This window comes from Bradyrhizobium sp. SZCCT0153 (assembly GCF_018129995.1).
In the GTDB taxonomy this organism is placed as follows: Bacteria; Pseudomonadota; Alphaproteobacteria; order Rhizobiales; family Xanthobacteraceae; genus Bradyrhizobium; species Bradyrhizobium japonicum_G.
On sequence record NZ_JAFCKS010000001.1, the window covers coordinates 1,526,530 to 1,542,547 of the forward strand.

A 16,018-nucleotide genomic window follows, 5' to 3' on the forward strand; every position below is an offset into this window, starting at 1 on the left:
CCTAAGCCGCGCTCGCCGAGGGCACCTTGTCCGGCTTCGGCAGCGGCCGCACGCCACGCCGCCATTCGGTGATGGTGCAGCCGAAATGGCCGCGAAACCAGCGGGCCATCGCGCTCTGTGCGGAGAAGCCAAGCTGTCCGGCGACATCCGCCAGCGGCCGGTCGGGGTCTTCGATCAGCTGGATCACCAGATCGGCTCGCTGCGCGTCGAGGATCGCGGAGAAACTGGTGCCGGCTTCGGCAAGGTGTCGGTGGATGGTGCGGCGGGTGCAGGCGAGGTGCTCGGCAACACGTTCGACTGTGCAGTCACCGCTCGCGAGCAGGATGCGCACGACCTCGTCGACCTTCTCCTCCCAGCTTGCCGGCCGGGTTTCGATCGCCTCGATGCGCTTGCGCAGATAGCTCGCGATCAGCGGATGCGCGCTCGGGATCCGGCGCTCCATGTCGTGTGCCGACAGCAGGATCGAATCGTCCTCCGCGTTGAAGATCACACGGCAGCCGTAGAACTCGCGGTAGCGCTTGCGGTCGTGCGGCGGGGGATAATGCAGATGCACTTCCTGAGGCCGCCAATCGCTGCCGAACAGCGACTGGATGATGCGGTGGACGCTGCCGAGCGCCATGTCGATCGACTGGCGTGGTGCGGTCGGCTGCCGGCCGCGCAGATGCAGCGTGACGGTCACAGTCTGCTTGTCCCTGATGACGTCGAGCTTCATGCCCTCGTGATGGACATGGATGAAGCGCGAGAACGCCTCGATGGCTTCGCCGACGGTCGCCTGTTCGCGCACGATCAAACCGACCGCGCCGAAATTGGTCAGTCCGCCGCGCTCGGCAAGCCGCAAGCCGAAATCTTCGGCCCCGGACGCCTCTGCCGACAATTCAAGCAGGCGTCGGAGACCTGTGACAGCGATAGGCGTATCGGGCTTGTCGAGGCAGGCCAGCGGCAGCCTGACCTTGCGCATCATCTGCTTCGGGTCGAGTCCGACCGACCGGGCGACCTCCGGGTAATAGCTCAAACCTGCGCTGCGAATGAGGTCGGCCATGCGAACCCTTCCGGTCAGCCATTCCCGCAGATGTCCCGAAATGTAAAGTTTCTGTCCCGATCCGTCAAATCCGGGAACAGGGCGGAACATACATATCGGAAACCGAAGCACTGGCGGGAATGCCCGTGCTCACGACGGCACGAAAGGGCGATGGGGCCCGCGGCCGTCTCGGGCCATTTGACCAACACATTATTGGATCGGGATTATGCCGGGGAACATGGTTTCCAAGGGTGAGGTATTCGTCATCGACACCGACGCCGCCTCCCGCGAACAACTTTCAAACGCGCTCCAACAGAGCGCCTATGACGTGATCTGCTTTGCCGACGGTGCGTCTCTGCTCTCGGAAGCCAAGGCGCGGATGCCGGCCTGCGTTCTCCTGGAACTGCCGCCCGATCGCTCCGGCCTCGACGTGCTCAAGCGCCTGCGCGAGGAAAACTGCATGGCGCCGGTGCTGGTGACGTCGGCGAACGGCAGCATCGCCATGGCGGTCGACGCCATCAAGCGCGGCGCGGCCGACTTCATCGAGAAGCCGTTCCGCACCCATGACATCGTCGGCCGGATCGACGCCGCCATCGACGAGTTCGCGCAGCCCGGCTCGAACCGGCAGCGCTGGCTGCCCGGCTGCGAGCCCCTGACCTCGCGTGAAGGCGACGTGCTCGAACATCTCGCGGCCGGCCTGACCAACAAGGAGATCGCCCGGCGCATGCATCTCAGCACACGGACGGTCGAGGGCTACCGCGCCGGCATCCTGAAGAAGGCCGGCGCCAGGAACGTAACCGATCTGCTCCGCCGCATCTTCGGCCAGGGTTCGCCCACACAGGCCTGAAGGGTTGGCCGCGGAACGACGATGCGTTCCGGGGCCATGGTGCCGCCGCAGCGGCGCCCCACGGAAACCCCAATCGAACCAGTTCCTTCCCTGCCGCGTCTCACCACGATGGCGAGGCATCTTTTCGCGCGTCCGGCTGGCGGCGCAGCGATACCGGCAGGGAGGAATTTCATGCGCACCATCGCGAAATATCTGGCGACGACGAGCCTGGTCCTGGTGACCAATGCGGTCGCGTTGCCGTCATGGGCCGCCGATGTGGACGCCACATCGGCCATCGACACCGTCACCGTCTATCCCGACGGCGCCACCGTCACCCGCATCATCGCGCTGGACCTAGCCTCCGGCGACTCAACGCTGGTCGCCAAGGATTTTCCGCTCTCGCTCGATCCGTCCTCCCTTCGTGTCGAGGGCGAGGCGGGCGCCAAGCTGACCATCGGAACGATCGATGCGCGGCCGCCCCGTGCCGCGCCGCCGGTCAACCTCTCCGAACTCGACAAACGCATCGAAACGCTCAAGGACGAGCGCGCCGATTTGCAGGGAGCAATCGATGCGGCGGTCGCGCGGCGCAAATTCGCCCAGCGCTTTGCCGAAGTGTCCCCTGTCGGCCTCGGCGAGAAAGGCGAGGCCCGTCCGATCACCGAATGGCGGGCGGCGTTCGGCGCAGTCGGTGAGGAGATCGCGACCGCCGACACTGCGATCCGTGACGCCACGCGAAAGCAGCGCGAGATCGATCGCCAGATCGCGCAGTTGGACGCCGAGCGCTCCGCCAAGCCGCCAAGCAAGCTCGAGGTGCGGATCGACGTCGCCTCGGCAGCAGCGACCAAGGCAACGCTGCGGGTAACCTACGCGGTGCGCAATGCCCGCTGGATGCCGCTCTACGACGCCCGGCTCGACACCGGCGCCAAGGACCGCAAGCCGCAGCTCGAGCTGGTTCGGCGCGCCGAGGTGACGCAGTCGACCGGCGAGGACTGGTCGAACGTCACGCTCGGCGTTTCCACGGTCCGCATCGGCCGCGGCGGCAGCGCGCCGGAGCTGAACTCGCTGGTTGCGCAGTATCCGCAGGTGCCGAAGCCGCGGGCGCTGGGGTCGGTCTCTGATACCGCAATGCCTGCGGCGGCGCCAATGCTGCAGCGAAAGGTGGAATCTTTCGCGGCCAAGGCGGCCGACGATATCCGCGAGCGCGCCGACGAGCAGCAGGCGGTTGCCGAGATCGGCGGCTTCCAGGCGACATTCAAAGTTCCCGGACGTGTCAGCCTCGGCGCCGCCGAGGGCGCCAAGAGCCTGCGCATCGCTTCGATGAACGTGCCGGCCGATCTCATGGTGCGTGCGGCACCGGTGATGGACCCCACCGCCTTCCTCGAAGCCAGCTTCAAGCAGACCGACGACACGACGCTATTGCCGGGCAAGGTTGCAATCTATCGCGACGGAATCTTCGTCGGCCGCGGCAAGCTCTCGGCCTCGGCCAAGGACGACATCGTGCGGCTCGGCTTCGGCGCCGACGACAAGGTCAAGATCGAGCGCGCGGTGCTCAAGCGCAACGAAGGTTCGGCCGGCCTCCTGGTCACGACCTCGAAGACCGACGAGCGTTCGTTCAAGACGACTATCCGCAACGGTCACGACTTCCCGATCAAGGTCGCAATCGAGGATCAGTTGCCGGTGAGCGAGAACGAGGACATCGTCGTCGAGATGCTGCCCGCGACCACGCCGCCGACCACGAGCAACATCCGCGACCGGCGCGGCGTGCTGGAATGGTCGTTCGACGCCAAGCCCGGCGAGGCCCGCGACATCAATTTCGCCTGGCGCATCCGCTGGCCGAAGGACAAGAGCATGGTGATCGTGCCGGCGGGTTAATGACGGCACGCCCACCTCCCCCCGCAAGGACGGGGAGAGGTGGGCGATAGCAATCGATTACTTCGCCTTCAGGAAGTCCGCGACTTCGAGCAGCATGAACTCGTTGTCGTCGGCCTTGTTGGGATCGCGGCTGGACGAGAACGGCAGATTGTTGTCGTTGCCGACGATGATATGGGTCTCGTCGACGCGATCGACGTTCTCGATGGTGAAGAACGGGAAGGTGTAGACGCCGTCGTTGAGGGCTTTGCGCGCCTTCTTGTCGGGGTCCTGGATCTTGATCAGGTCGATATAGCCGACCTTGCGCACGGGTTTGCCGACATTGGCGTCCGAGAGCTCGATCTTGTAGACGCGCTTGAACTTGGCGACGTCGGGGAAGCAGTTCTCGCCGCGGGTGCCTTGCGGGCAGGCCTTGTCGGCCGTGCCTTCGCCATTGTCGCGCTCGATGACGAGGCCTGAGGCCTGATCGATCATGTTGAAGTCGCCGATGGCATTGCCGTTCTGCTCGAACACGTACTGCCAGTAGCGGCCGGTGAATTTTTCGGAGGCGACGTCGAATTCGAGGATGCGGGAGGCTTCCTTGCCGTCGACCTTTTCCCAGTCCTTCTTGTCGGCGTCCCACAGCGGGCCTTCGAGCAGGCCGTAGAGGAACTTGCCGTCCTTGTACGAGGCAAAGCCCTCATAGCCCTTGGAGCGTCGGAGGTTGACGTTGGTGTAGGTCGCGCCCGGTGCGCCGGGCGTTGCCACCGCCCAGTTGTCGGGTGAGCGCACCGGCTTGCCGTCGGCCACGGTCTCGAACAGCCCGAGGATCTTGCCGGTCTTGTCGGCCTTCAGGATGTAGGGGCCGAACTCGTCGCCGATCCAGAAGGTGTCGCCGATGATCTGGAAACCTTCGGTGTCGAAGTCCGAGCCGGTGAGGTAGCGCGTCTGCGTGTCCTCGTGCACGATGCGGAACGGCACGCGTCTGTCGGGATCGTGCAGGAACACGGTTTCCAGTCGCTCGATCTTGTCGCTCGCCCAATCCATCTTGTAGCGGTTGAGGTACAGCATCGAATCCGGCGAGTTGGCGCGCGCGCCCATGCCGTTGTCCGTGATCACCCAGAAGCTGCCGTCGGGCATATGCTTGATGCCGGAATGGCCCTGGAGCGGCTGGCCCTTGAACGGCAGCGACACGCCGGTCGGACGCTCCGCGGACTTGCCCATCACCGTGCCGAGCGCATCGACGCGCTTGCCGGTGGTGTATTTGGCGGAGGTCTTGAGATCGGCGGGGGCGTCGGCCGGCGCCTCGAGGAACGTGGCGGCCAGCATCACCACGTGGCCGGCGAGCTTGGCGGGAAATTCGCCTTCGCTCTGCGCGAGCGCGGCGCTCGCGGTGAGAATGATCGTTGCGACGGTGCCAAGAAAAGTCGCGCGCATGAGCGTCTCCTGTTATCGGAGGCCGTCTTATGCGGACCGCACATTGCAGTTTTGTGATGCCGGGCGAAACGCCGCAGGGTTATGCTATTCCTTTACCGCGCGCTGCGCCTCACGCGGTCTCGTAGACCAGTCTGGTGAAGAAGCCGGGGTCGATCAGAAATTGTCCCCACCTCGCGTCGAACGCTTCTGTCGGCTTGGCGGCGACCGTCTCGTCGCGTGTCCTTCCCTGCTTCTTGAGATTGCCGACATTGTCCCTGATAGCGGCCAGCATGTCGCGGAATTCCTGCAGCTCGGCCTTGTTGCTTACGGGCTTGCCGTGACCGGTAATGATGATGGTGTCGTTGTTGGCGGCCGCCAGATTGGCGTCGCAGGCCGCGATCATGCCGCCGATGCTGCCGCCAGTCGAATGGTCGATGAATGGGTAGATGCTGTTCCAGTAGGTGTCACCGGCGTGAAGAATGTTCGCCTCGGCAAATACGACTGAGATGTCGCCATCGGTATGAGCCGGACCGTTATATTTCAGCGCGATGGATGCGCCGTTGATCTTGAGATGATGCTCCTTGGCGAAGACCTCCGTCGGGACTGCCTTCGTCGCGAGAGGCAGGAAATTGTAATCCCAGTCTTCGACCCGCTGAATGCTGGAGAGATGCTTGCGGGTATTTTCGTGCGCAATGATCTTCGCGCCCGCGGCGCTCAGCCATTCATTGCCGTCGGCGTGGTCGAAATGCCAGTGCGTGTTGATGAGATGCGCGATCGGCTCGTTGCCAAGCTCGGCTAGTGCCTTGCTGAGCTGCGGGCGCGAGACGCCGATGCCACCGTCGACCAGAAGCTTGCCGTCAGGTCCCGTGAGCACGGCGATGTTGCCGCCGGATCCTTCGAGCACGCTGATGTTGTTGCGCAGCTTGTAAGTTTTGATCGGTGACGTCGCCGCGCTGTCCTTGATCAGGCTGACGAGGCCGCGGGCCTCGGCGTAGGCCTGTCGGGGGCTGAGCCATCCGCCTGTGGCGGCGAACGCAGCGGCGCCGACGCAACAGAAGCAAAATCCGCGTCGCGACATTGAATGGAGATTTGGCGATCCCATGCGAATCTCGCTTTCCGGGGCGAGTCTCGATGGCACCACGGTCGCCCTGCCGATGGTGCGGCAAAATGCGACCAAGGCGGACAGCAGTCTATCAGGATTGCACGATCAGTTTCCGTGCGGTGGCCCGCTACTCCTTCACAGCGCCGGTCAGCGACGACACGTCGTAGTCCACGAGCCGCGACTGGAAGATCGCAACCGGCAGCGAGCCGAGCAGCGATCCTGCCATCAGCGCACCCCATTGATAGACGGGCGCAGTGCCCGGGGCCTCGCATCACCTGTCGAGCGTTATCCGCCGTAACACGGCTTGCCGGCCATCTGCATTGCGCGGCTGCACCGAGGCAGCTTTTTGGTCTGTGGTTGCTTGCTATTCTGTTTGGTTGCGCTTGAGCTGCCAGTCTGGGCCTGCACGCTGGATGTGGCAGGGATGACGAACAGAAGTCGCAACGACAATCAAGGCCAATGTCTTCATGTCAAATGCTCCAGAAAACAATATGCAACGGCCTGGAGCTTATGCATGAGGCAGGCGCGTGTAAGGACGGCGCGAATCGCGCCAGACGTGTTTCGGGCGGTGCCGTTGAACGCGTTCCCGGAGCTTGGCTACTCCTTCACCGCGCCAGTCAGCGAGGACACGTAGTAATCCACGAACAGCGAATAGAAGATCGCAACGGGCAGCGAGCCGAGCAGCGAGCCCGCCATCAGCGCACCCCATTGGTAGACGTCGCCGGTGACGAGCTCGGTCAGGATCGCGACCGGCACGGTCTTGTTGGCGCCGCTCTGGATGAAGGCGAGCGCGTAGATGAACTCGTTCCAGGACAGCGTGAAGGAGAAGATGCCGGCCGAGATCAGCCCGGGCACCGCGAGCGGCAGCGTGATCCGGCGCAGGATCTGGAGCCTTGTGGCGCCGTCGACCAGCGCGCATTCCTCGAGCTCGTAGGGAATCGACTTGAAATAGCCGATCAGCAGCCAGGTGCAGAACGGCACCAGGAAGGTCGGATAGACCAGGATCAGCGCCATCGGTGAGTCGAACAGGCCGAACTGCACCACGACGGTCGCGAGCGGGATGAACAGGATCGACGGCGGCACGAGATAGGCAAGGTAAATGCCGAGGCCGACATAGGGGCTGCCGCGGAAGCGCAGGCGCTCGATCGCATAGGCGGCCAGCGTGCTCGCGATCAGCGACAGCGTGGTCGAGCCGACCGCGACCAGCATCGTCGTCCACAGCCAGCGCGGATAGGCGGTGTCGAACAAAAGGTGCTTGATGTGCGCCAGCGTCGGCGAGGTGATCCAGAACGGATTGTGCTCCTTGTAGTTCATCAGCTCCGCGTTCGGCTTGAACGACGTGATCGCCATCCAGTAGAACGGAAACAAGAGGATCAGCACGAAGCAGCCGAGCGGCAGGTAGATCATCATCAGCCGCCGCAGCCCGGAATCCCAGGCCATGGTGTCCGGCGCCGCCTTGGCGTCGGCGACGGACGGTTGGGCGACGGTATCAGTCATTGCTCTCTCCCTGCTGCCATTTGCGGCGCGCCAGGCCGAAATAGGAGAACAGCGTCGCGAACACCAGGAACGGGATCATCGACACGGCGATGGCGGCACCTTCGCCGAGCTCGCCGCCGGCAATGCCGCGCTGGAAGGCCAGCGTGGCGAGCAGATGGGTCGAGTTGCCGGGGCCGCCGCGGGTGATGGCGTAGACCAGCTGGAAATCGGTGAACGTGAAGATGATCGAGAAAGTCATGACGATCGCGAGGATCGGCATCATCATCGGGAAGGTGATGTAGCGGAAGCGCTGCCAGGCGCTGGCGCCGTCGAGCATCGCCGCCTCGTAGAGCGAGGGCGAGATGGTCTGCAGGCCCGCCAGCAGCGAGATTGCGACGAAGGGAATGCCGCGCCAGATATTGGCGGCGATCAGCGAGAAGCGCGCCGGCCAGGGCGAGCCGAGGAAGTCGATATTGGTGCTGCGCACATGCAGCACGTCGACCAGCAGGTAGGAGATGATCGAGAACTGGGGATCGTAGATCCACCAGAACGCCAGCGCCGACAGCACCGTCGGCACGATCCAGGGTAGCAGGATGATCGCGCGCAGCAGGCTCTTGAACGGAAAATGGTTGTTGAGCAGCAGCGCCAGCCAGAAGCCGAGCGCGAACTTCCCGAAGGTCGCGATTCCCGTGTAGACCACGCTGTAGAACACTGCGTTCCACCACAGGGAATCGGTGAGCAGGTACTGGAAGTTCTCGAAGCCGACGAAATCGCCCTTTCGTCCGATCGTGGTGTCGGTGAAGGCAAGCCAGATGCCGAGGCCGAGCGGATACGTCAGGAACACCGCGAGCAGCCCGATCGCGGGCGCGAGACACATCACGACCAGGAACGGCTTGTAGTCGAACAGGCGGACCAGCCAGGACGGCTGCCGGTGTGCCAGGGCGAGAGGGGGAAGTGTGGTCACGGACATCGGTTTTTATTGTCCTGTCTGCGAAAGTCACCACGCCGTCATTACGAGCGAAGCGAAGCAATCCAGTCTGTCTCCGCAGTTGCAGTCTGGATTGCTTCGTCGCTTCGCTCCTCGCAATGACGGCCGTTGCTTCGGTTACTTCTGCCGCCGGAAGTACCGTTTGCTGCGCTGCTCGGCTTCCGCTGCCGCGGCTTCCGGCGTCGCAGCGCCGGTCGCGACGGACGCGAACATCTGAATCAGCACGTAGTCGGCGCTGACGGCGCCGGTCGCCGTCGATATCGGTCCCGCGTAACCGTCATAGTATGTGCTCTTCATTGTGTCCTTGAACAGCGCCACCTTGGGATCCTGCGACCACACGGCGGCCTCGGCATAGGCGGCCAGCGGCTGCGACCAGTAGCCGGAATTGGCATTGAGCCACGGCTCGTACTGGTCCTTTTCCAGCATGTATTGCAGGAAGGCCTTGGCGGCATTGGGGTACTTGCTGTGCTTGAACACCATGGCGTTCAGCGTCAGGCCCGCCATCGGCGAGACCTTGGCCACGCCCTTCGGCAGCAGTTGATGCTCGCTGTCCTCGGCAATCGCCTTGGTCGCCGGATCGTTCTTCAGCGAGAAGTACAGCGAGACGCCGTTGGCGGTCAGCGCGATCTCCTGCGCGGCATAGGCGCGGTTGTTGCTGACGTCGTTCCACGACGTCGTACCCGCGATGAAGGTCGGGTAGAGCTGCTTGACCCAGTTCAGCGCCGCAATCGTCTCCTTGCTGTTGATGACGACGTCGCCCGCTTCGTTGAGCAAGGCGCCGTTGTGCGACCACAGCGCCCAGCTCGCGAAGCCGTTGCCGTCGCCCTTGGCGTTGCCGAGCGCGAAGCCCGCCGGTTTGCCGGCCTTCTGGAGCTTCTGGCACAGGTCGAGGATGCCGGCATGGTCTTCCGGCACCTTGTCGAAGCCGACCGATTTCAAAATCGACTTGCGGTAGATCAGGGGGCCTGCGGTGGCGCCGAACGGCAGTCCGATCCAGGCGTCGCTCTTGTTCTTCTTCCCGTAGCGCTGCGCCAGGGGCAGCCAGCCGCCGTAACGCTTCCCGACATAGTCGGCCACGTCGGTCAGTTCGATCAGCTTGTCGATATAGATGTGCGGCGCATCGGAGAAGCCGATGATGATGTCGGGGCCGGCGCCGGAATTGGCGGTCACCGCGGTCTGCTGGTTGATGTCTTCCCAGCCGACGAAGTCGACCTTGACCTCGACGCCGGTTTCCTTGGTGAACTTGGCCGCATTGGCGCGGAACACGTCCTCGTCGGCCTGGACGAAGCGTACCGGCCGCAGCATGCTCAAGGTTGCGCCCTGTTCGATCGGCAGTTTCGGCGCGGGGACGTCCGCGGCCTTGATCGCGGATTGGGCGTTCGCCGGAGCACCGGTTGCCGCGATGGCCGCAGCGGACAGGCCCAGCGCCAAGGCATCACGACGTGTGATGTCGTTCCTCATCAGATCCTCCCTGTTATGTCTCCCTTCCCGGCGTTGATCGCCGGTGAAGGGCCTTGATGGTCCTCGACGCTCTTTGCGCCGGCCGCCTTAGCTGTTCGGCCCGCGGTCCATGCTGACGGGTTGCCAGCGGCGGAGCGCGGTGTCTTGCAGCACCGACGGATTGACGCAGCTTACCGGCCACATGCCCTGAAGCACCAGTGACAATTCGTAGCCCACCCGGCGCTTGCGCGCCTCGTCAAACCGTGCCGAGGCTGAGGCGACATGGGCGGTCAGGGTCACGTTCTCCATGCTGAGGAGGGGGTTGTTGTGCGAGGGCGGTTCCTTCTCCAGCACATCGAGGGCGGCATGGGCGATCCAGCCCTCCTGCAGCGCTTTGATCAGGCTTTCCTCGTCCACCGTGGCGCCGCGGCCGGTGTTGACGAAGACCGAGCCCTTCTTCATCTGCCGGAAATGCTTCTCGGTCAGCATGTGATGCACCTCGGGCCGGGCTGGGGCGTGCATCGACACGAAGTCGGATTGCGACAGCACCTCGTTCAGCGTCGCCGGGATGACGCCGTGGTCGTACATCAGCGTTTCCTGGATGAAGGGATCGTAGGCCATCATGCGCAGGCCGAACGGAGCGGCGCGCTTCGCGACTGCACGCGCGACGCGTCCGAACGAGATGAAGCCCAGCGTCTGACCCATCAGCCGCGGGACCTTCAGGAGCGCCGGCCGTCCCTCGGCCCAGCGGCCGCTGCGCACCATCTTGTCCTGCTCGACCAGGCGGCGGAATCCAGCGAGCAGCAGCATCATGGCATGGTCGGCGACCTCCTCGATGAAGGTGTCGGGGATGTTGGTGACGGGAATGCCGCGGGCGGTGGCCGCCTTCACGTCGACGCTGTCGACGCCGACCGAGCCGAGCGTGATCACCTTGCAGCCCTCCAGCGCGTCGATGATGGTCTTGGTGATCGGGATGCCCTTGGCGTAGATCGCGTCAGCATTCTTCGCGGCGGCGATGAATTCGGCCTCGTTGGCGGGCGCCTCGACGATCTCGGCATCGATCGGATCGAGCGCCTCGCGCTCGTAGGAATAGTCGCTGCCGGCGACCGTGAAACTCGCGCCCTTCGGCGTCACCACCCTGTATTTCGGCATGTCCTGCTCCCGATCCGGTTTCTTGTTGTGACCCGCGTTCGCACGGGCCTTTGCGTCTTTTACGCGAAATCGATGCCATTGCGTACAATTCCCGGTTGTCCGAACGAGGATAAATTTCCCGTTGTCCTTGCGTTTTCCGGGCTTCTACGGAGGTACGTAAGTAACTTGCTAAGGCCTCTCGCACTAAAAGTTGATTCGATTTCTACCGATCTGGTCGCGTGCCCCATCCCATTATTTGCCGGAGCTATCCCGTGAAATTGAGCAATCTGAAGATCGCCCCCAAGCTCGGCATTCTGGTCGGCGTCACCTTGTTCGGTCTCTGCATTTCCGGGGTCCTCGCCGGATACCTGATGAAGCAGGAGATGGTGAACGCGCGTATCGATCAAGCCAAGGCGATCGTGGAGATGGGACGGAACTACGCCGCCGCCCTCAGGAAGCGGGTCGACGCCGGCGAACTGACGAAGGATGCGGCCTTGGCCGAACTTCGCCGTTACGGCAACGCGATGACCTACGACAACGGCTCGGGCTATCTGTTCGGCACGTCCTATGACGGCATTACCCAGCTCGCGCCCGATCCGAAGCAGATCGGCACCAACCGCATGGATGTCGTGACCAATGGTCGAAAGCTGTCGACCGAACTGATGGACGGCGTCAAGGCCAATGGTTCGATCCTGCTGTATTATGAATATGTGAAGCCCGGTCAGGAGAAGCCGATTCGCAAGCTCGGCTACGCGGTCGCAGTCCCCGGCTTCGACATGTATCTCGGCACCGGCGCCTATCTCGACGACATCGACGCCAAGATGGGCCCGGTGTTCTGGATGCTCGGCCTCGCCTTGCTCGGTATCGTCATCGTCGCCGGAAGTGTTGCCTGGCTGATCGGCCGCAGCATCAGCCGTCCGCTGGTGCTGCTCGGTGCCCGCATGAAGGATCTCGCCGACGGCAAGCTCGAAGGCGACATCCCCGGTGTCGGCCGTGGCGACGAGGTCGGCGCGATGGCTTCGACCGTCCAGATCTTCAAGGACAACGCGGTCCGTATCCGCGAAATCGAGAAGACCGAGGCCGATGCCAAGGAGCGTGCCGCGGCGGAACGTCGCAGTGCCATGGAAGGTATCGCCAGCGACTTCGAACGCAGCGTCAACGGCATCGTCCGCTCGGTCTCCTCGGCCGCGGCTGGCATGCAGAGCACGGCGCAGTCGATGACCGCGACCGCGAGCGACGCCTCGTCGCGCGCCGCCACCGTCGGTGCCGCCTCGCAGAAGGCCTCCGGCAATGTCGGCACGGTTGCCGCCGCCGCCGAAGAGCTGTCGAGCTCGGTTGCGGAAATCTCCCGCCAGGTCACGCGCTCGACCGAAGTGGCGAGCCGCGCGGTCAACGATGCCGAGCGCACCAACGCCACGGTGCAGGAACTCTCCACCGGCGCCGAGAAGATCGGCGAGGTGGTCAAGCTGATCCATTCGATCGCGGCGCAGACCAATCTGCTCGCGCTCAACGCCACCATCGAGGCGGCGCGTGCCGGCGAATCCGGCCGCGGCTTCGCCGTCGTCGCCTCCGAGGTCAAGGCGCTCGCCAACCAGACCGCGAAGGCGACCGAGGAAATCTCCGCTCAGGTTGCGGCAATGCAGACTTCGACCAGCGATGCCGTCGCGGCCATTGCCGGCATCACCCAGACCATCGCCGAGATGAGCGAGATCACCGCCGGCATTTCCTCGTCCATCGAGCAGCAGGGCGAGGCAACCCGCGAGATCGCCCGCAACATCCAGTCGGTCGCGGCGGGATCGAACGAGATCAACGCCAATATCGGCAGCGTCACCTCGGCCGCGGAAGCGACCGGCACGGCGGCCACCGACGTGCTCACCAACGCCCGCGAGCTGGACAGCCAGTCCGGCGCGCTGCGCAGCGCCGTCGACGGCTTCCTCGCCAAGGTGCGCGCGGCTTAAATCTCGCGATGAATTCGCAGGGTGGGCAAAGGCGCGCAAGCGCCGTGCCCACCTTTTCTTTTCGGTTCGTTGAAATGTCGGTGGGCACGCTTCGCTTTGCCCATCCTGCGGCGCCGCGGCGCGCATCAGCCCATTACTGCTTCTCGATCCCCGCATCCCGGATCAGCTTTTCCCACAGCACGAGCTGCTCGTTCACGAAGGTGCCGAGCTGCTCCGGCGTGCCCGAAAACGCGTCCATGCCGAGTGTGGCGAGCTGGGCCTTGATCTCCGGCTTCTCGACGATCTTCCGGATCTCGGCGTTGAGCCGCGTCACGATCTCCCTGGGCATGCCGGCCGGGCCGAAATAGCCCTGCCACGACGAGATGTCGAAGTTCGGCACGCCGGCCTCCTGCATCGAGGGCAGGTTCGGCACAAGCGGCGAGCGGTCCTTGGTGGTGACGGCGAGCGCGCGCAGCGCGTTGCCGTTGACATGCGGCAGGCCGGTCAGGATGTCCACGAACATCATCGAGACGCGGCCGCCCATGACGTCGTTGAGCGCCGGCGGCGAGCTCTTGTAGGGTACGTGCAACAGGTCGAGCCCGGCATTGTGCGCAAAGGTCGCGCCCGACACGATCGCCGACGAGGAGCCCGAGGCGTAGCTCAGCTTGCCCGGATTGGCCTTGCCATAGGCGACGAGCTCGCCGACGGTCTTCGCCGGCAACTCGGGGTGAATCACCAGCATGAACGGCAAATCGCCGGTGCGCGCGATCGGGGTGAAATCCTTGACGGGGTCGTAAGTGAGGCTCTTGAGCAGATAGGGATTGGCCGAGTGCGTGGTGTTGGTGGTCACCAGCAGCGTGTAGCCGTCGGGCGCGGCGCGCGCGACATAGGTCGCGGCGATCATGCCGTTGGCGCCCGCCTTGTTCTCGATCACGATGCCGACCCCGAGCGCCTGCGACAGATGCTGCGAGATCAGCCGCGTCGTGGTGTCGGTGCCGCTGCCGGCCGCGAACGGCAGCACCAGCGTGATGTTGCGGCTCGGCCAGTTGTCGGCTTGCGCGCCGGTTGCGGCGGCGAGACACAGCGCGGCCGCGCCGGCGTTGCGCAGGGCTCGGATCAGTGATGACAGCATGTCTGGACGTTCCCTCTTTTTGGTTGGCGGGGAACCTAGCCAATCCACATCAAAACCGGAAGACGCGATTGACCTGCTCTCGTGCCTTGGACGCGGCGCAGCGCTTCTTCAGCGGTGCGCTGCGCCCGGGACACGAGACTTGTTGTGCGTCCGCGGCGTGGAATTACTTCACCGCGGAGCCCTGGCGCGAGGCGATCACGACGCCGGCGAGGACCAGCGCGTAGCCGATCAGGTGGAACGGCTGGAGCTTTTCGCCGAGCAGCAGGATCGCCATCGCCGAGCCGAACACCGGCACCAGATGGAAGAACGGCGCGGCGCGGTTAGGCCCGATCAGCGCCACGCCGCGATTGAAGAAGAGGTAGGCGAGCGTCGAAGGGAAGATCAGGATGTAGCCGAGCGTCGCCAGCGTCACCGCGTCGAATTGCATGACGCGGCCGCTCCAGGTCTCCCAGATCGCCGTGGGCAGCAGCATGAACGCGCCACAGCAGGTGGTGAAGGAGAGGAAGGAAAGCTGATGGACCTTCGGCCGGCGCGGGATGAAGGCGGAGTAGAGCCCGAACGCCACCAGCGAGGACGCGAACATGAGGTCGCCCCGGTTGAAGCTGATGCTCGCGAGCGCCGCGAAATCGCCGTGCAGGATGATGACGAGCACGCCGAGAAGCGAGATCGCGATGCCGGCAAGCTGCGCGCCCGTCAACCGGACGCCGAACAGCACCAGCGACCACAGCGCCACGAACAGCGGTCCGGCCGACTGGATCAGCAGCGCGTTCAACGCCTCCGTGTATTGCAGCGCCCAGTACGAGATCGCGTTGTTGAACGCGAAGCCGACCAGCGACAGGAACAGCATCAGCGGCAGGCTCTTGCGCAGGTGAGGCCAGTCGCGCTTCAGATGCGGCCAGGAGAACGGCAGCAGGATCAGGAACACGCCGAACCAGCGGATCGTGGTCACCGTCAGCGGCGGGACATGCGCGCCGACATGGCGCGCGAGCACGATGTTGCCGGCCCAGAACAGCGAGCTCAGGCTGAGCAGCAGGTAAGGCTGGTTGTTGAGCCAACTGGCCGGATTCGAGGGCGGTGGCGCGGGCGAGGCAATCGTCATTGGCGTCGGATGCAACCTTGCGCCGGATTCCCGTCGTGACACAAGTCACGGCGCCGCAATGCTACAATGCGTGCATGATCTGAGGAGGCGTCTTTGGCGGTCAATATGTTGAACATCGCGGGCCTGCAAGGGCTCGACCAGCGTGCGCCGGTGGTGATGCTGAACCTGATGCGCTTCCACGAACGCTCGCGCGACGGCGACGGTTCGGGCTGGGAGGCTTATCTTCGCTACAGCGCGATCACCGTGCCCATGATCAAGGCACGTGGCGGCACGCTGCTCTGGACCGGAGACGCCAAGACGGTGGCACTCGGTCCGCAGGATGGCAACGATTGGGATTTCGTCGCGCTGGTCTCCTACCCGTCGGTCGCGGCCTTCCTCGACATGATGACGTCGGAGGCCTACGAGCGTGACGCCGATCCGCACCGCGTCAACGGCTGCGCCGAGCATGTGATCGTTGCGACGGAGCAAGCCTATAGTAAATTCAGCGCCGGCTGATCCTGCCGGGCTCGCGGACCATGCGTGCGTGTTTTATCTATAGTATGCAACCCTTGGACGCGACTTCGGCGCAGTTGCGCGCCAAATGTGAACTATTCGGTTGCCTGGGG

General features: G+C 64.2%; 13 protein-coding genes and 1 pseudogene. 4 read left to right on the forward strand and 10 right to left on the reverse strand.

Going from position 1 to position 16,018, the window contains the following annotated elements; genetic code table 11:
* Window position 1 precedes the first annotated feature (1 nt).
* The gene (locus tag JQ572_RS07375; RefSeq protein WP_211382274.1) at window positions 2-1,039 is read right to left on the reverse strand and encodes an AraC family transcriptional regulator; all 1,038 of its coding nucleotides are present in this window, start codon (window positions 1,037-1,039) and stop codon (window positions 2-4) included.
* A 205-nt stretch (window positions 1,040-1,244) separates the two neighbouring features.
* Here JQ572_RS07375 and JQ572_RS07380 point away from each other — a divergent pair, with 205 nt between their 5' ends.
* Both JQ572_RS07380 and JQ572_RS07385 read left to right on the forward strand, forming a co-directional pair.
* Window positions 1,245-1,865: a response regulator transcription factor gene (locus JQ572_RS07380; RefSeq protein WP_211382275.1), complete on the forward strand. Its 621-nt coding sequence runs from the start codon at window positions 1,245-1,247 to the stop codon at window positions 1,863-1,865.
* A gap of 171 nt (window positions 1,866-2,036) precedes the next feature.
* Complete coding sequence (locus JQ572_RS07385) at window positions 2,037-3,716, forward strand: mucoidy inhibitor MuiA family protein (RefSeq protein ID WP_211382276.1); 1,680 nt, start codon at window positions 2,037-2,039, stop codon at window positions 3,714-3,716.
* A 57-nt stretch (window positions 3,717-3,773) separates the two neighbouring features.
* Here JQ572_RS07385 and JQ572_RS07390 read toward each other — a convergent pair whose 3' ends face one another.
* The 7 genes and pseudogenes from JQ572_RS07390 to JQ572_RS07420 all read right to left on the reverse strand — a co-directional run bounded on the left by JQ572_RS07390 (window position 3,774) and on the right by JQ572_RS07420 (window position 11,266).
* Entirely contained in the window at window positions 3,774-5,129 is a 1,356-nt protein-coding gene (locus JQ572_RS07390; RefSeq protein WP_211382277.1) for an esterase-like activity of phytase family protein, read from the reverse strand.
* 109 nt (window positions 5,130-5,238) lie between these two features.
* Entirely contained in the window at window positions 5,239-6,210 is a 972-nt protein-coding gene (locus tag JQ572_RS07395; protein WP_211382278.1) for an MBL fold metallo-hydrolase, read from the reverse strand.
* Window positions 6,211-6,337: 127 nt separating this feature from the next.
* Window positions 6,338-6,457: pseudogene (locus tag JQ572_RS07400) on the reverse strand (carbohydrate ABC transporter permease); the annotation flags it as partial.
* A 350-nt stretch (window positions 6,458-6,807) separates the two neighbouring features.
* Entirely contained in the window at window positions 6,808-7,650 is an 843-nt protein-coding gene (locus JQ572_RS07405) for a carbohydrate ABC transporter permease (protein ID WP_306235220.1), read from the reverse strand.
* A 49-nt stretch (window positions 7,651-7,699) separates the two neighbouring features.
* On the reverse strand, window positions 7,700-8,656 hold the full coding sequence (locus JQ572_RS07410; protein ID WP_211382280.1) for a carbohydrate ABC transporter permease: 957 nt from the start codon (window positions 8,654-8,656) through the stop codon (window positions 7,700-7,702).
* A 135-nt stretch (window positions 8,657-8,791) separates the two neighbouring features.
* Window positions 8,792-10,135 carry an ABC transporter substrate-binding protein gene (locus tag JQ572_RS07415; RefSeq protein WP_211382281.1) on the reverse strand — a complete coding sequence of 448 codons (1,344 nt, stop codon included), beginning with the start codon at window positions 10,133-10,135 and terminating at the stop codon, window positions 8,792-8,794.
* Between the two features lie 87 nt (window positions 10,136-10,222).
* A complete protein-coding gene (locus tag JQ572_RS07420; protein WP_211382282.1) occupies window positions 10,223-11,266 on the reverse strand; it encodes a C-terminal binding protein in 1,044 nt (347 codons plus the stop codon).
* Between the two features lie 251 nt (window positions 11,267-11,517).
* On the opposite strand from JQ572_RS07420, the gene JQ572_RS07425 reads away from it, so the two are divergent.
* The gene (locus JQ572_RS07425; protein WP_211382283.1) at window positions 11,518-13,203 is read left to right on the forward strand and encodes a methyl-accepting chemotaxis protein; all 1,686 of its coding nucleotides are present in this window, start codon (window positions 11,518-11,520) and stop codon (window positions 13,201-13,203) included.
* A gap of 133 nt (window positions 13,204-13,336) precedes the next feature.
* Here JQ572_RS07425 and JQ572_RS07430 read toward each other — a convergent pair whose 3' ends face one another.
* Together JQ572_RS07430 and JQ572_RS07435 are read right to left on the reverse strand one after the other, a co-directional pair.
* Entirely contained in the window at window positions 13,337-14,314 is a 978-nt protein-coding gene (locus JQ572_RS07430; protein ID WP_211382284.1) for a Bug family tripartite tricarboxylate transporter substrate binding protein, read from the reverse strand.
* A 163-nt stretch (window positions 14,315-14,477) separates the two neighbouring features.
* Window positions 14,478-15,413 carry a DMT family transporter gene (locus JQ572_RS07435; RefSeq protein ID WP_211382285.1) on the reverse strand — a complete coding sequence of 312 codons (936 nt, stop codon included), beginning with the start codon at window positions 15,411-15,413 and terminating at the stop codon, window positions 14,478-14,480.
* A 105-nt stretch (window positions 15,414-15,518) separates the two neighbouring features.
* On the opposite strand from JQ572_RS07435, the gene JQ572_RS07440 reads away from it, so the two are divergent.
* Window positions 15,519-15,908 (forward strand): DUF1330 domain-containing protein, encoded by a 390-nt coding sequence (locus JQ572_RS07440; protein ID WP_211382286.1) that lies wholly within the window; start codon window positions 15,519-15,521, stop codon window positions 15,906-15,908.
* Window positions 15,909-16,018 lie beyond the last annotated feature (110 nt).

Bases quoted from the DNA above. Each gene is read 5' to 3' on its own strand.
- JQ572_RS07380 (WP_211382275.1), top strand. From the start codon at position 1,245: ATGCCGGGGAACATGGTTTCCAAGGGTGAGGTATTCGTCATCGACACC.
- JQ572_RS07375 (WP_211382274.1), bottom strand. From the start codon at position 1,039: ATGGCCGACCTCATTCGCAGCGCAGGTTTGAGCTATTACCCGGAGGTC.
- JQ572_RS07405 (WP_306235220.1), bottom strand. From the start codon at position 7,650: ATGGCCTGGGATTCCGGGCTGCGGCGGCTGATGATGATCTACCTGCCG.
- JQ572_RS07430 (WP_211382284.1), bottom strand. From the start codon at position 14,314: ATGCTGTCATCACTGATCCGAGCCCTGCGCAACGCCGGCGCGGCCGCG.
- JQ572_RS07395 (WP_211382278.1), bottom strand. From the start codon at position 6,210: ATGGGATCGCCAAATCTCCATTCAATGTCGCGACGCGGATTTTGCTTC.
- JQ572_RS07420 (WP_211382282.1), bottom strand. From the start codon at position 11,266: ATGCCGAAATACAGGGTGGTGACGCCGAAGGGCGCGAGTTTCACGGTC.
- JQ572_RS07415 (WP_211382281.1), bottom strand. From the start codon at position 10,135: ATGAGGAACGACATCACACGTCGTGATGCCTTGGCGCTGGGCCTGTCC.
- JQ572_RS07440 (WP_211382286.1), top strand. From the start codon at position 15,519: ATGTTGAACATCGCGGGCCTGCAAGGGCTCGACCAGCGTGCGCCGGTG.
- JQ572_RS07435 (WP_211382285.1), bottom strand. From the start codon at position 15,413: ATGACGATTGCCTCGCCCGCGCCACCGCCCTCGAATCCGGCCAGTTGG.
- JQ572_RS07385 (WP_211382276.1), top strand. From the start codon at position 2,037: ATGCGCACCATCGCGAAATATCTGGCGACGACGAGCCTGGTCCTGGTG.
- JQ572_RS07410 (WP_211382280.1), bottom strand. From the start codon at position 8,656: ATGTCCGTGACCACACTTCCCCCTCTCGCCCTGGCACACCGGCAGCCG.
- JQ572_RS07390 (WP_211382277.1), bottom strand. From the start codon at position 5,129: ATGCGCGCGACTTTTCTTGGCACCGTCGCAACGATCATTCTCACCGCG.